General features: G+C 73.1%; 11 protein-coding genes and 1 pseudogene. 8 read left to right on the forward strand and 4 right to left on the reverse strand.

Features of this window, described 5'->3' with window-relative positions:
* Positions 1-254 precede the first annotated feature (254 nt).
* From icmF to Q1V71_RS07440, 4 genes are all read left to right on the forward strand, one after another.
* Positions 255-3434, forward strand: coding sequence for a fused isobutyryl-CoA mutase/GTPase IcmF (icmF, locus tag Q1V71_RS07425; protein WP_300642436.1), 3180 nt, complete (start codon positions 255-257; stop codon positions 3432-3434).
* 120 nt (positions 3435-3554) lie between these two features.
* Positions 3555-4058: a thioesterase family protein gene (locus Q1V71_RS07430; protein WP_300642439.1), complete on the forward strand. Its 504-nt coding sequence runs from the start codon at positions 3555-3557 to the stop codon at positions 4056-4058.
* Between the two features lie 108 nt (positions 4059-4166).
* A complete protein-coding gene (locus tag Q1V71_RS07435; RefSeq protein WP_300642442.1) occupies positions 4167-4886 on the forward strand; it encodes a helical backbone metal receptor in 720 nt (239 codons plus the stop codon).
* A gap of 107 nt (positions 4887-4993) precedes the next feature.
* Complete coding sequence (locus tag Q1V71_RS07440) at positions 4994-5914, forward strand: serine/threonine-protein kinase (RefSeq protein ID WP_300642444.1); 921 nt, start codon at positions 4994-4996, stop codon at positions 5912-5914.
* Here Q1V71_RS07440 and Q1V71_RS07445 read toward each other — a convergent pair.
* From Q1V71_RS07445 to Q1V71_RS07450, 3 genes and pseudogenes are all read right to left on the reverse strand, one after another.
* Positions 5887-6147, reverse strand: a complete 261-nt coding sequence (locus tag Q1V71_RS07445) for a hypothetical protein (protein WP_300642447.1) — start codon at positions 6145-6147, stop codon at positions 5887-5889. The two genes, Q1V71_RS07440 and Q1V71_RS07445, sit on opposite strands and share 28 nt — an antisense overlap.
* 70 nt (positions 6148-6217) lie before the next feature.
* Positions 6218-7015 (reverse strand): annotated as a pseudogene (locus Q1V71_RS20035) (acyltransferase family protein); the annotation flags it as partial.
* Positions 7016-7073: 58 nt separating this feature from the next.
* On the reverse strand, positions 7074-8609 hold the full coding sequence (locus tag Q1V71_RS07450; protein ID WP_300642450.1) for an adenylate/guanylate cyclase domain-containing protein: 1536 nt from the start codon (positions 8607-8609) through the stop codon (positions 7074-7076).
* A gap of 226 nt (positions 8610-8835) precedes the next feature.
* On the opposite strand from Q1V71_RS07450, the gene Q1V71_RS07455 reads away from it, so the two are divergent.
* Complete coding sequence (locus Q1V71_RS07455; RefSeq protein WP_300642453.1) at positions 8836-9738, forward strand: sigma-70 family RNA polymerase sigma factor; 903 nt, start codon at positions 8836-8838, stop codon at positions 9736-9738.
* Between the two features lie 82 nt (positions 9739-9820).
* On the opposite strand, the gene Q1V71_RS07460 is transcribed toward Q1V71_RS07455, so the two are convergent.
* Positions 9821-10129, reverse strand: coding sequence for a hypothetical protein (locus Q1V71_RS07460; RefSeq protein ID WP_300642456.1), 309 nt, complete (start codon positions 10127-10129; stop codon positions 9821-9823).
* A gap of 215 nt (positions 10130-10344) precedes the next feature.
* On the opposite strand from Q1V71_RS07460, the gene Q1V71_RS07465 reads away from it, so the two are divergent.
* From Q1V71_RS07465 to Q1V71_RS07475, 3 genes are all read left to right on the forward strand, one after another.
* Positions 10345-11289 (forward strand): B12-binding domain-containing protein, encoded by a 945-nt coding sequence (locus Q1V71_RS07465; RefSeq protein ID WP_300642459.1) that lies wholly within the window; start codon positions 10345-10347, stop codon positions 11287-11289.
* 354 nt (positions 11290-11643) lie between these two features.
* A complete protein-coding gene (locus tag Q1V71_RS07470; protein ID WP_300642462.1) occupies positions 11644-12294 on the forward strand; it encodes a response regulator transcription factor in 651 nt (216 codons plus the stop codon).
* 258 nt (positions 12295-12552) lie between these two features.
* A complete protein-coding gene (locus Q1V71_RS07475; RefSeq protein WP_300642465.1) occupies positions 12553-13575 on the forward strand; it encodes an extracellular solute-binding protein in 1023 nt (340 codons plus the stop codon).
* The last annotated feature ends 10 nt before the right edge of the window (positions 13576-13585 follow it).

The following is a 13585-nucleotide window of genomic DNA, read 5'->3' on the forward strand; positions in this document are numbered from 1 at the left end:
GAGGAGCGTGGCTGGGTCTGGCGCGCCGTTCGTGAGGGACGAGCGAACGGCCTGGTAGCGACGAAGGGGGCGCGCCCGGCTGGCCGTGGCCGGGCGCGGCGCCGCGCACCCCTCGACCCAGCCCGACCACCAGCCCGCAGCGACCACTCCGACAAGACAGTCCCCACCCCGCGAGACGGTCGACGCTGCAACGTGACGACGGCTACACTCGCACCCGATAGTTGGACATCCAAGTACCTTCCCCTGGAGCCCCCGTGAGCGACCCGACCTCCCGCCCCCTGCACGTCCCGTCGAACCCGGTCCGCCTGGTGACGGCGAGCAGCCTCTTCGACGGCCACGACGCCTCGATCAACATCATGCGGCGGATCTTCCAGAGCCAGGGCGCGGAGGTCGTGCACCTCGGGCACAACCGCTCGGTGCAGGAGGTCGTCGACGCGGCGCTGGAGGAGGACGTCCAGGGCGTCGCGGTGTCGTCGTACCAGGGCGGCCACGTGGAGTACTTCGAGTACCTCGTCGAGCTGCTGCGCGAGGCCGGCGCGGGCCACGTGAAGGTCGTCGGCGGGGGCGGCGGCGTGATCGTGCACGACGAGATCGCCCGGCTGCGGGAGTCCGGCGTGACGATCTTCAGCCCCGAGGACGGCCAGCGCCTCGGCCTGGTCGGGATGGTCAACACCGTCGTGGAGGCCTGCGACACCGACCTGTGGGACCTCCGGCCGGTCACCGCCGACCAGGTGCTGACCGGCGAGCGGTCCGCGGTCGCCCGTGCCCTCACCGGCGCCGAGCTCGGTCGCCTCGACGGCGCGACCCTGGAGGCCCTCCAGCAGGCAGCCGCCCGCAGCCACGCCCCCGTCCTCGGCATCACCGGCACCGGTGGTTCGGGCAAGTCCTCGCTGACCGACGAGATCCTGCGCCGCTTCCGCGTCGACCAGCAGGACAAGCTGCGGGTGGCGGTCGTGGCCGTCGACCCGACCCGCCGCAAGGGCGGCGGCGCGCTGCTCGGCGACCGGATCCGGATGAACTCCCTCGACCTCCCGGGCCACGACCGCGACCGGGTCTACTTCCGCAGCCTCGCGACCCGCGGCGCGCACGAGATCCCCGACCACCTCGCCGACGTCATCACCGTGCTCAAGGCCGCCGGCTTCGACCTGGTCGTCGTGGAGACCCCCGGCATCGGCCAGGGCGACGCGGCGGTGGTGCCGTTCGTCGACACCTCGATGTACGTCATGACGCCGGAGTTCGGCGCGGCCAGCCAGCTGGAGAAGATCGACATGCTCGACTTCGCCGACCTGGTGGCGATCAACAAGTTCGAGCGCCGGGGTGCGGCCGACGCGCTGCGCGACGTGGGCCGGCAGATGGTGCGCAACCGCGAGGCGTTCGGGCAGCAGCCGAGCGACATGCCGGTCTTCGGCACGAGCGCCGCGACCTTCAACGACGACGGCGTCACCGCGCTCTACCAGCACCTGCGCGGGCTGCTGGCCGACAAGGGCCTGCCCGTGGCCGAGGGCGCGCTGGCCCCGGTCGACGTCAAGCACTCCAGCGGGATCCGCGCGGTCGTGCCGCAGGACCGGGTGCGCTACCTGGCCGAGATCACCCAGACCGTCCGCGACTACCACGCACGCACGGCCGAGCTGGTCGAGCAGGCCCGCCGCCTGCAGCGCCTGGAGTCGGTGGCGGGCGAGCTGGAGTCCGCGGGCGCGGACGCCGGCGGCGTACCCGTCCTGCTGGAGCAGGCGCGCGAGCAGCTGCCGGTCGAGACCCGCAAGCAGCTGGACACCTGGCCGCAGGTCAAGGAGGAGTACGCCGCGGTCGAGGGCCGCACCTCCCTGTCGGGCAACCAGGTGCCCAAGGTGGCGCTGCCGCGCTGGACCGACCACGGCGAGCTCGTGCGGTTCTTCCGCGACGAGAACCTCCCGGGCCGCTTCCCCTTCACCGCGGGCGTCTTCCCGTTCAAGCGCGAGGGCGAGGACCCGGCGCGGATGTTCGCCGGCGAGGGCGACCCGGCGCGCACCAACCGCCGGTTCAAGATGCTGTCGGAGGGCCAGCCGGCCACCCGGCTCTCGACCGCGTTCGACTCCGTGACCCTCTACGGCCGCGACCCCGACGAGCGCCCCGACATCTACGGCAAGGTCGGCACCTCCGGCGTGAGCGTCGCGACCCTGGACGACATGAAGGAGCTGTACGACGGCTTCGACCTGCTCGCGCCGACCACCTCGGTCAGCATGACGATCAACGGCCCGGCGCCGACCGTCCTGGCCTTCTACCTCAACACCGTGATGGACCAGGCCCGCGAGCGCGGCATCGACCCCTACGAGGCGATCCAGAGCGTGCGCGGCACGGTGCAGGCCGACATCCTCAAGGAGGACCAGGGCCAGAACACCTGCCTGTTCTCCACCGAGTTCTCGCTGCGGATGATGGCCGACATCCAGGAGTGGTTCATCCAGCACCGGCTGCGCAACTTCTACTCGGTCTCGATCTCCGGCTACCACATCGCCGAGGCCGGGGCGAACCCCATCAGCCAGCTCGCCTTCACCCTGGCCAACGGCTTCACCTATGTCGAGGCCTACCTCGCGCGCGGGATGGACATCGACGACTTCGCCCCCAACCTGTCGTTCTTCTTCTCCAACGGCATGGACCCGGAGTACTCCGTCATCGGCCGCGTCGCCCGCCGCATCTGGGCGGTGGCCATGAAGGAGAAGTACGGCGCCAACGAGCGCTCCCAGAAGCTGAAGTACCACGTGCAGACCTCCGGCCGGTCGCTGCACGCGCAGGAGATGGACTTCAACGACATCCGCACGACGCTGCAGGCGCTGATCGCGATCTACGACAACGCCAACTCCCTGCACACCAACGCCTACGACGAGGCCGTCACCACCCCGAGCCCGGAGTCGGTGCGTCGGGCGCTGGCGATCCAGCTGATCATCAACCGCGAGTGGGGCCTGGCGATGAACGAGAACCCGCTCCAGGGCTCGTTCGTCATCGAGGAGCTGACCGACCTCGTGGAGGAGGCGGTGCTGCGGGAGTTCGAGGCGATCAACGAGCGCGGCGGCGTGCTCGGCGCGATGGAGACCGGCTACCAGCGCGGCCGGATCCAGGACGAGTCGATGCTCTACGAGCACCGCAAGCACGACGGCAGCCTGCCGATCATCGGCGTCAACACCTTCCTGCGCCCCGGCGGTGACGACGCGACCCCCGAGCACGTCGAGCTCGCGCGCGCGACGGAGTCGGAGAAGGAGTCGCAGCTGCGTCGGGTCCGGGAGTTCACCCGCACCCACGAGCAGGAGGCCACCGAGGCGCTCGCCCGCCTCAAGGCCGCGGCCGCCTCGCCGGACGAGAACGTCTTCGCGGTCCTGGTCGACGCCGCCCGCGTCTGCTCCCTGGGCCAGGTGACCGAGGCGTTCTTCGAGGTGGGCGGGCAGTACCGCCGGAATGTCTGAGCCGCTGCCGAGCGCAGCGAGGCAGCGTCAGCGAAGAGGTCGAGCAAGCCCCGCGGCCGAGGAACGAGGCCGCGACGGGCGTGTCGAGACATCGGTCGGACAACAGATAGGTTCACCCCCGTGACCAGCACCGCGCACCCGTCCTTCGCCCAGCTCGTCGACCTGCCGGCGTACGCCGAGCAGCCCGTCCCGGTGGCCTTCGAGGACAACAACGGCCACCTCAACGTGCGCCACTACCTGGGCATCGGCTCCGAGGGACTCGACGAGTCCCTGGTCGACCTCGGCATCCCGATGGACTGGCCGTTGCGCGAGGGCCACGCCTGCTTCGCCGCCGAGCACCACGTGACCTACCTGCACGAGCTGCGCACGGGCGACCGGATGTCGGTGCGCGTGCGGCTGCTCGGGCGCAGCGAGCGGGCCGCGCACGCGCTGGTCTACATCCTCGACGAGACCCACGAGCGCGTCTCGGCCGTCTTCGAGGAGATCTTCCTGCACATCGACCTCTCCGACCGGCGTACCGCTCCCTGGCCCGCCGACGTCGCCGCCAACCTCGACCGACGCATCGCCGAGCACGCAGCGCTGCCCTTCGAAGCGGCCACGTCGGGCTCGCTCGGCCTGCGCTGACCGCCGAACCGTCACTTCCGAACCCGCCAACCGTCAGTTCCGGACCAGGGCATCGGGCGAGCGCGAGCAGAAGTGACGGGTCGGGGGTTCAGAAGTGACGGTTCGGCGGTGAGGGCGCGGCGGGTGGTGTCGCTGGTCCCCTCGATCACCGAGGCGCTGGCCAGCGTGGACCCCGCGGGGCTCGTGGGCGCCACCGACTGGTGCACCCACCCCGCCGACCTGGAGTCGTACGGCGTCGCGCGGGTGCGCGGGACCAAGAACCCGGACCTCGCCGCGATCAGGGCCCTGCGCCCCGACGTCGTCGTGGTCAACCGCGAGGAGAACCGCGAGCTGGACGTCCGGCGGCTGCGCGACTCGGGGGTGCGGGTCGAGGTGACCGACATCGAGACCGTCCCCCAGGGGGTCGCGGAGCTCGAGCGGGTGCTCGACCTGCTGGGTTGGCCGCGCCCGGCGTGGCTGGCCGAGGCCCGGCGTCTCTGGTGCGGGGACCTGCCGCCGGTGACCCGTCGGGTCGTCGTGCCGATCTGGCGCGACCCGTGGATGGTCGTGGGGCCGCGCACGTTCACCGCCGACCTGTGCCGCCGCCTGGGCTGGGAGGTCGTCGTCCCCGAGGGCGCTGACCCCGAGCAGCGCTACCCCACCGTCACCGCCGAGGCGATCGACACCGCCGCGGTCGACGCGGTGCTGCTCCCCGACGAGCCGTACGTCTTCACCGCCGACGACGGCCCGGAGGCCTTCACCCGCACCCCCGTGGAGCTGGTCAGCGGACGGCTGCTCACCTGGTACGGCCCGTCCCTGGTCGAGGCCGCCGCCGGCGTCGGTCGCTGAGCGGACCCCAGGCACACGGCCGGTCGTCCCCCGTGGCCACCCCTCCGGGCGGTTAGCCGTGCCCGCACCCGGGGAACCCCTGGTGGGACCGCACGGAGAGGGCAGTGATGAGCGAGCAGCAGCAGACCGAGATCCTCGGGCGCTACCGCGTCGACGGCACCATCGCCGCGGGCGGCACCGCGACCGTGCACCGCGCGCACGACCTGCGCCTGGGCCGCGACGTCGCCCTCAAGCGGGTCCGGCCCGGCCTGGGCCGTGCCCAGCACCGACTGCGCCTGCGCGACGAGGGCCGACTGCTCGCCGACCTGCGCCACCCCGGGCTGGTGCGGATCCTCGACGCCGCGTGGGAGGGCCACGGAGCGCCGTACCTCGTGCTGGAGCTGGTCGACGGTCCCGACCTCGCGACCGTGCTCGCCGACGGGCCGCTCGACCCGCAGCGGGTCGCCGCGATCGGGCGCGACGTCGCCTCGGCGCTCGCCTACCTGCACTCCGAGGGCATCGTCCACCGCGACGTGAAGCCCGCCAACGTGCTGCTCGACCCGTCCGGGAGCGCCCGGATCTGCGACCTCGGCATCAGCCTCGACGTCGGCGAGCCCGACCCGCACGGCCGCCCCGGCCACACGGTCGGCTCCCTCGCCTACCTCGCCCCCGAGCAGGTCCTGGGCGAGGCGATCGGCACCGCGGTCGACGTCTTCGCTCTCGGGCTGCTGCTCCTCGAGGCCCTCACCGGCCACCGGGAGTACTCCGGCCCCGACGACAGCTCGGCCTGGGCCCGCGTCCACCGCAGCCCGACCATCCCCATCTCGCTCGGCGCCGCGTGGACCAGGCTGCTCGCGGCCATGACCGCACGGGTCCCGGCCGAGCGGCCCAGCGCCGCCGACGTGGCGGCGCACCTCGAGGCCCTGCTCGCCGTCGAGGACGCCACCTCCGACGTCCCCACTCCCGCAGTGACGCGCACGGAGACCGCGCGCGTCGGGCGGCACCGCGCCGGCCGCCCCGTTCAGGACCTCGCGGCCACCGTCGCCTGAGCCCGACCCGCCACCCCGGGGCCCCCAGGGCGCTGCGGCAGCGCGAAGAGCGCGGAGGCGCCGCATCGACGCAGCCCGGCGTGCATCACCAGCGCGGCCGCGACGGCGAAGCCCGTCAGCACGACGGGGTACGCCGCCGCCTCGAGCCAGCCCAGGTAGCCCCGGCCCAGGGGGCTGACCCGCAGCGGCTCGGGCAGGTGGAGGGCCAGCGCCAGCAGCGGCGCGTGCAGCACGTAGACCGGCAGCGTCCGCCGCCCGATCCAGGCCAGGCGCTCCGCAGCCGGTCCCGCGGGCCAGCCGCACGCACAGCCCGATCCCCAGCGGCACGCCGACCGCGCTCGCGACGAGCAGGTCCACGGTGCGCGGCAGGTGCACCAGCGGCAGCAGCACCACGAGCGCGAGGTAGAGCAGCGCCAGCCGCGGCAGCAGCCCACCAGCCCCGTCCCGGACCCCGAGAGAGACCCCGTCCCCGACCCGGTCAGCGACCCGGCGCACCAGGTCCGGCGCCAGCGCCCCGAGCGCGAAGAAGGTGAAGTGGAAGAGCACCGACGTGCGGTTCCACGCCTCCGTGGGGACCAGTCCGGACAGCGCGGAGACGGCCGCCGCGACCAGCAGCACCCGCTCGCGCGGGAACCGTGAGAGCAGCCGTGCCAGGGCGAAGTAGACGGCCAGGGCGTAGAGGAACCACAGGCCGGTCGAGGCCCACACCAGGTCACCCGCGAGCTCGGCGAGGTCCTGGGTGCGGTTCATCGGCAGCAGCCGCTCGACGGAGAAGAACGCGCCCTGCAGCACCAGCCACACGACGTACAGGTAGTAGGGCGAGAGCACCCGGCGGCGGGCCTGCGGCCACGGGCGGGTGACCGCACCGGCGGCCACGAGGCCGCTGAGCACGAAGAAGAGCGGCATCCGCACGGGCTTGAGCGCCATCGTCACGGCCGCCCACCCGTCCGCGACCGGGGCGAGGGCCGGCGGCGCCTGCACGGCGAGGTCCTTGACCACGGCGTGGTGGAGCACCACGAGCAGGATGCACAGGCCCTTGGCGACGTCGACCCACAGCAACCGCTCCCGCGGCGCCAGGGCAGCCGGGGAGGGTGCGCTCACGCCCCCATGCTGGGGGGGTACGCCGCCGACGACCGACTCGGCGGCGCTGTGCCGTGCCTCACGTGCGGACGAACAGCTCGGTCTCCGAGGTCCGGCCCCGCAGGGTCACCGTGTCGTGCCGGACCCACCGGACCGCCTCCTCCTCGCCCGCGTCCCCGACCGTCTCGGCGCACGTGAGCACCCGGCCCTCGACGTCCTTGGCCAGCTCGGTGAGGCGGGCGGCGGCGTTCACGGCGTCCCCGATCACGGTGTACTCCAGCCGCGAACGGGTGCCGACGTTGCCGGCGACGGTCTCCCCCGTGAAGACCCCGATCCCGGCGTCGAGGGTGGGCTGCTCGGCAGCCAGCCGCTCGACCATCGCGCGGGCCGCGCGCAGCCCTCGGGTGGCGTGGTCCGGGAGGTCGACCGGGGCGCCGAAGACCGCGAGCACCGCGTCGCCCATGAACTTGTTGACCAGCCCCCCGTGCCGGTCGACCTCGTCGACGACGACCTCGAAGAAGCCGTTGAGCAGCTCCACGACCTCGGCGGGGTCGCGGCCCGCAGCCATCGTCGTGGAGCCGACCAGGTCGACGAAGAGCACGGTGACGCACCGGGTCTCCCCGCCGAGCTCGACGTCGCCGGAGACGGCCGCGCGGGCGACCTCCTGCCCGACGTGGCGGCCGAAGAGGTCGCGCAGGTGCTCGCGCTCGGCCAGGCCCTCGGCCATGTGGTTGAAGCCGGCCTGCAGCAGGCCGAGCTCGGTGGCGTCGTAGACCGGCACCCGCTGGTCCAGGTCGCCGTCCTGCACCCGCCCCAGGGCCCGTCGCACCGAGACCAGCGGGGCGACGACCGAGCGGGCGTTGAGCACGGTGACGAGCAGCCCGAAGACCAGCACCACCCCGGAGATCGCCAGTGCCTCCACCGCCATCCGGTCCGCGGAGACGTCGCCCTGCACGAGCGCCAGCAGGGCGGCGTACCCCAGGCCGAGCAACGGCATCCCGGTGCCCAGCAACCAGAAGGTGAGCATCCGCCCGCCCACGCCGAGACCCCGGGGGCGGCGGGTGCCCGGGGCGCCGGTGAGCGCGCGCGCCGCGACCGGGCGCAGGACGAACTCCGCGAGCAGGTAGGTCACCGCGCAGACCACCGCGCCGCCGATCGCCACCGTCGGTCCGGTGCCCAGGGCCCGGGAGGGGGCCAGCCAGAGGGCGAGCCCCGTGAAGAGCACCGCGGCGCCGGCCCACAGGAACCCGGAGACGGCCGCCAGCTGCAGCGGCACCCGCATGGCACGACGACGGTCCGTCGGCGTCGGCTCCTCGCCGCGCAGGGCCCAGCGCAGTGAGCGGAACGCCACCCGAGTGCCCCACACGACCCCGATGAGCAGTGCGAGCCCGACGTACACGGGGACCGCGACGGCGAGTGCGAGGTAGAGGTCGTCGCTGCCGCCGGGTTGCGGGATCACGAACAGCGTCAGCACCACGACGATCCCCGCCCCGATGGCGTGGGTCAGCGAGATGCCGAAGGTCAGCAGCAACTGGATGCGCACCCGGAGACGGCGCAGCGACTGGCCCTCGGGGCCGAGGAGCCAGGAGCCGAAGGGAGCGCGTGCGACCACCACGGGTGCATTGTTGATGCTGCGGCCCGCTCGCGGGGCCGTTCCAGGCGTGCGTCCCGCGCGGCGGCCTTCTCCCCGCCGCCCGACCGCCTCCCGGGCTCCTCCCCGGTCCCGGCCCAAAAGGGTGAGAAGTGTGCAAGGTTTGTCGAAGGTTGTTTAGAGTTCTTCAACAAGCACCGCACCTCCCGGGAGACCGGCCCACCGCGCTCAGCGCAGAGAGCGAGAAGGCATGACGACCAGCCCGCTCGACGACCGGCGCGAGGTTCGCACCGACGACGTCGTCCCGCTCGTACGCCGCCAGCCGACCGCCCCGGCCGACGCCGACCACCGCATCCAGGACGCCCTCTCCGTGCGCCGGCTCACCGACGCGCAGCGCTCCGAGCAGACCGCCGAGCTGCTCGCGCGGGCGCACGCCGCCGGTGTCTCCCCCGAGGAGCGGGCCGCGTGCCTGGACCGGGTGGTCGAGCTCAACATGCGCGTCGCCGAGGCCGTCGCCCGCCGCTACGCCCGCAAGTCGATCCCCGTCGAGGACCTCACCCAGGTCGCCTATCTCGCCCTCGTGCGGGCCGTGCGCTCGTTCGACCCCAGCCACGAGCGCGACCTGCTCTCCTACGCCGTGCCGTCGATGACCGGCGAGATCCGTCGCCACTTCCGCGACCACTCCTGGACCATCCGACCCCCGCGCGAGGTCCAGCGGGCCCACGGCCGCCTGGTCCGCTCCGGCGCCTCCCTGGACCGGGTGGACGAGGCCTCGGTCAGCGCCCTGGCCGACGAGGTGGAGGAGTCGGTGGACGTGGTCCGCGAGGCGCTCGCCGCCCGCTCCTGCTTCTCGCTCCTCTCCCTCGACACCCCTCCGGGCGCCGAGGGTGGCGAGGGCGAGGCCTCGGTCCTGCGCGAGGTCGGCGACCCCGGCCACGAGGCCGACGTCGCCCGCACCGAGGCCCGCCTCGTCGTCGCCCCGCTGCTGCGCACGCTGAGCCCGCGCGAGCGCGACCTTCTGCGCCTGCGCTTCGCCGACGAGCTGCCCCAGCGCGAGATCGCCAGCCGACTGGGCATGAGCCAGATCCAGGTGTCCCGCCTGCTCCAGCGGCTGCTGCTGCAGTTGCGCGGGGCGCTCGCCGAGGCCTGCTGAGCCATCCCCGGCGTACGACGTCGGCGGGACCGCCCCGTGAGGGGCGGTCGTCCCGGACGCCGGTCGGCGCGCCGCGGACGGGTCAGCGCTGGTCGGAGTCGTCCCAGCCGTCGCCGTCCATGCCCTCGACGGAGACGCCGCTGTCGAGCTCGCGGGTGTCCCACTGGCCGGAGGGCCGCACGGGCAGGTCGGTCTGCGCGGCGGCCTGGTGCATGCCGACCCGCTCCATCCAGCTCAGACCCGGCGACCAGGCCGAGCGCATCGAGATGCGGCCGTCGGCCTCCATCACCTTCATCAGCACGACCGCACCCAGGACCAGCTCGCCCTCCTCCGGGCGGTGCTCCACGCCCAGCGAGTCGACGAGCCGGCCGAGCGGCTGCGAGTCCGTCAAGGGTCTCGACCTCCTGGGTCGATCGATGTGCGATGCTCCCCTCGCCGACCCAGCACAGCCCGGCGACGGGCTCGAAGACTCAGTGTAACCCCGCTGTCGAAGGTCGGTAGAAGGTCAAGGAGAAGGTGGGGTGACCGGGCAGCGCCGGCGACGGCGGGGTCACCCCCCAGGCACCCGGACAGCACGCGGCGCCGGGGGCGGAGCCAGGAGGAACCATGAGCGGCGGTCCGGCGGAGCGCTGGCGGATCGGGGTGCTGGCCACCCGGGTCGGAGTGAGCGAGACGCTGCTGCGCGCGTGGGAGATGCGCTACGGCCTGCTCAGCCCCACGCGCACCCAGGCGGGCTACCGCCTCTACGGCCCCGAGGACGAGCGTCGGGCGCTGGCCATGCAGGCCGCCCGCGAGCGCGGGGTGCCCGCCGCCCAGGCCGCCGCCGACATCCTGGCCAACGAGCGCACCCGCGCCGAGGGCCACGACCGCGCCGAGGACGGGACCGTCCACAGCGAGGGGTCGCTCGACGTCGCCCGCACCCGCGCCGAGCTCGAGGCAGCGATGCTGGCCTTCGACGTCGGCTCGATGCACGAGGCGCTGGACCGGCTGCTGCGCACGGTCTCGGTCGAGACCGCCATCCGCGACGTGCTGCTCCCCTTCATGGCCCAGGTCGGCCAAGGGTGGGAGTCCGGGGACTTCGACGTCGCCGACGAGCACTTCGCCAGCGACCTGGTCCGGGGTCGGCTCGCAGCCCTCGCCGTCGGTCCCGGCACCCGCTCGGGACCCACCGCCCTGCTGGCCTGCCCGCCCGAGGAGTCCCACGACATCGCGCTGAAGGCCTTCGAGGTCGTCCTGCAGCGCGCCGGCTGGCGCACCCGGTTCCTCGGCCCGAACTGCCCGCTGCCGTCGGTGCAGGTCGCCGTCGACGTCGTGCGGCCCGAGCTGGTGGTGCTCGCGGGCACCCTCCCGCAGGTCTTCCAGCTCTCCGAGGCCGACGTCGCCGTCGTACGCCGCCTCGCGCGCGACCAGACGCTGGCGCTCGCCGGGCCGGGCGCCACCGCCGAGCTCGCCGTCGAGTGGGGCGCGCTCCACCTGCCGGGCGACCCCGTGACCGCGGCGCTGTCGCTGGTCGACCGGGCCCGGGAGATCCCGGCCGCCCGACCGAGCTGAGCACCGCAGACCTTCCACGCAGCATCCACACCGGACCAGGTCCTTACCGACGCGATCTGGGCCACACCGACCCCCTCCGGGGTTGGCGTGGCGGCCACCCGGACCCCCCACGGCGTGCGGCCCGGACATCGCTGCTGCACGCGTCCTTCCTGCTCAGAGCCCCTTTTCGCACCCTCGACCGGCGCCCCTCCCGGGTCAACCCCCTCCCGTCCAAGGCGGGGGGAGGTGCTGGTCCGGACAGGTCAACCCGAAGGGGTGAGATGTGATTGAACCCTGGAGCACTGGATAAACACAGGAGTGAGGCGCCTGCCGGCGCCTCACCCGGATTCCTGACGTTCCACAGAGGTGACGAGCATGACCTTCGAGAGGAAGACCCTCACGGCGACCATCGTCGACGACAACGACCTGGCTGTCGCCGGCCTGGAGACGCTGCTGACCCCCTACGCCGAGCGCGTGCGGCTGATCGACGTCCGCACCGCCCTCGCCCACCCGGAGGACGTCGACGTCGTCCTCTACGAGCCGATGCAGCAGTCCTCCTACAGCGCCTCGATGCTGCGCAACCTGCAGTCGGCCGCCGAGGCCCAGGCCGTGGTGTTCAGCTGGGCGCCGGCCGACATGCTGCCCGACAACACGAGCCCCTACCTGTCCAAGTCGATGACCGCGGCACAGCTCGTCGTGGCCCTCGAGGACATCGTGTCCGGCCGCGGCGTCCCCGCCCCGCGGGTCCACACCCCCGCCGAGCCGGTGGAGCCGGTGGCCCCGATCCGCACCCCGCAGGCACCCGCGGGCAGCCGCCTGACCCCCCGCGAGCTGGAGATCCTGACCCTCATCACCGGTGGTCTCACCAACGGCGAGATCGGCGAGGAGCTGGGACTGTCGATCAACTCGATCAAGACCTACATCCGCCAGGCCTACCGCAAGATCGACGTCGAGCGTCGCACCCAGGCCGTGGCCTGGGGCATGGCCAACGGCCTGGTCGCCGACGCCGAGCCGGTCGCCGTCTGATCCCGGGTGCCGCCCTGGCACCGGGCGGCACCCAGCACCACGACGAAGGCCCCGACGGTCCGCAGCTCCACCCAGGAGCACGGCCCGTCGGGGCCTTCGTCGTGGTGCTCTGCGGGCTCGCGTCGTACGCCGGCGTGTGACCCCCTCCACCCGTCGGACAACTGGTCCACGTTGGGAAGGGCAGGCTAACCTTTCCTCGGCTGCGGCTCCGGTCGCGCCGACGTACGGCACCTTCCCCGCCCCACCCAGGAGTCCTCGATGTCCCGCCGCCGTTCCCTGCCCGCGCTCGCCGTGGCCCTGCTGACCCCGATGGCCCTGTCCGGCTGCGGCCTGTTCGGCGGCGAGGAGGCCGACCTGCAGGTCTACTCGGCACGGCACTACGACCTCGAGGAGGCCTTCGCGGACTTCACCGAGGAGACCGGCATCACCGTGGAGTTCCTCTACGGCGACGACGCCGAGCTGCTGGAGCGGCTCAAGGCCGAGGGCGAGGACACCCCCGCCGACATCTTCATGACCGTCGATGCCGGCAACCTGTGGAACGCCGCCGAGCAGGGCGTCCTGGAGCCGGTCGAGTCCACCGTGCTCGACGGCGCGGTCCCCGAGGACCTCCGCGACCCCGACGGCGAGTGGTACGGCCTGGCCATGCGCGCGCGCACGATCGTCTACTACCCCGAGACCGTGGACCCCGACGACTTCGACGCCGAGGACACCTACGCCGGTCTCGGCGACCCGCAGTGGCGCGGCCGCATCTGCATGCGCGACGAGACCTCCTCCTACACCCAGAGCCTGGTGGCCAGCCTGATCGACCTGCACGGCCGGGAGCGTGCCCAGGAGATCGTCGAGAGCTGGGTCGCCAACGACGTCGAGATCATGAGCAACGACATCGAGCTGCTGGAGGCCATCGACGCCGGCGGCTGTGAGGTCGGGATCACCAACCACTACTACGTCGCGCGCCTGCTCGAGGAGGACCCCGATTTAAGCGTGGACGTCTACTGGGCCAGCCAGGACGGCGCCGGGACCCACGTGAACATCTCCGGTGCCGGCGTCGTCGCCGGCAGCCCGGCCTCCGCCGAGGCGCAGCAGCTGCTGGAGTGGCTGGCCACCGACGGCCAGAGCGCCTTCGTCGACGGCAACCACGAGCTGCCGGTGAACCCCGACGTCGACCCCGAGCCGCTGGTCGCCTCCTTCGGCACCTTCGAGCGGCTGCCCGTCGACGCGGCGGCGTACGGTTCCCTCAACGCCGAGGCCGTCGAGGTCCTCGACGCCGCGGGCTACCGCTGACCGCCTCGAG

Source organism: Nocardioides sp. (assembly GCF_030149505.1).
GTDB lineage: Bacteria > Actinomycetota > Actinomycetes > Propionibacteriales > Nocardioidaceae > Nocardioides.

Bases quoted from the DNA above. Each gene is read 5' to 3' on its own strand.
- Q1V71_RS07440 (WP_300642444.1), top strand. From the start codon at position 4,994: ATGAGCGAGCAGCAGCAGACCGAGATCCTCGGGCGCTACCGCGTCGAC.
- Q1V71_RS07455 (WP_300642453.1), top strand. From the start codon at position 8,836: ATGACGACCAGCCCGCTCGACGACCGGCGCGAGGTTCGCACCGACGAC.
- Q1V71_RS07465 (WP_300642459.1), top strand. From the start codon at position 10,345: ATGAGCGGCGGTCCGGCGGAGCGCTGGCGGATCGGGGTGCTGGCCACC.
- Q1V71_RS07470 (WP_300642462.1), top strand. From the start codon at position 11,644: ATGACCTTCGAGAGGAAGACCCTCACGGCGACCATCGTCGACGACAAC.
- Q1V71_RS07475 (WP_300642465.1), top strand. From the start codon at position 12,553: ATGTCCCGCCGCCGTTCCCTGCCCGCGCTCGCCGTGGCCCTGCTGACC.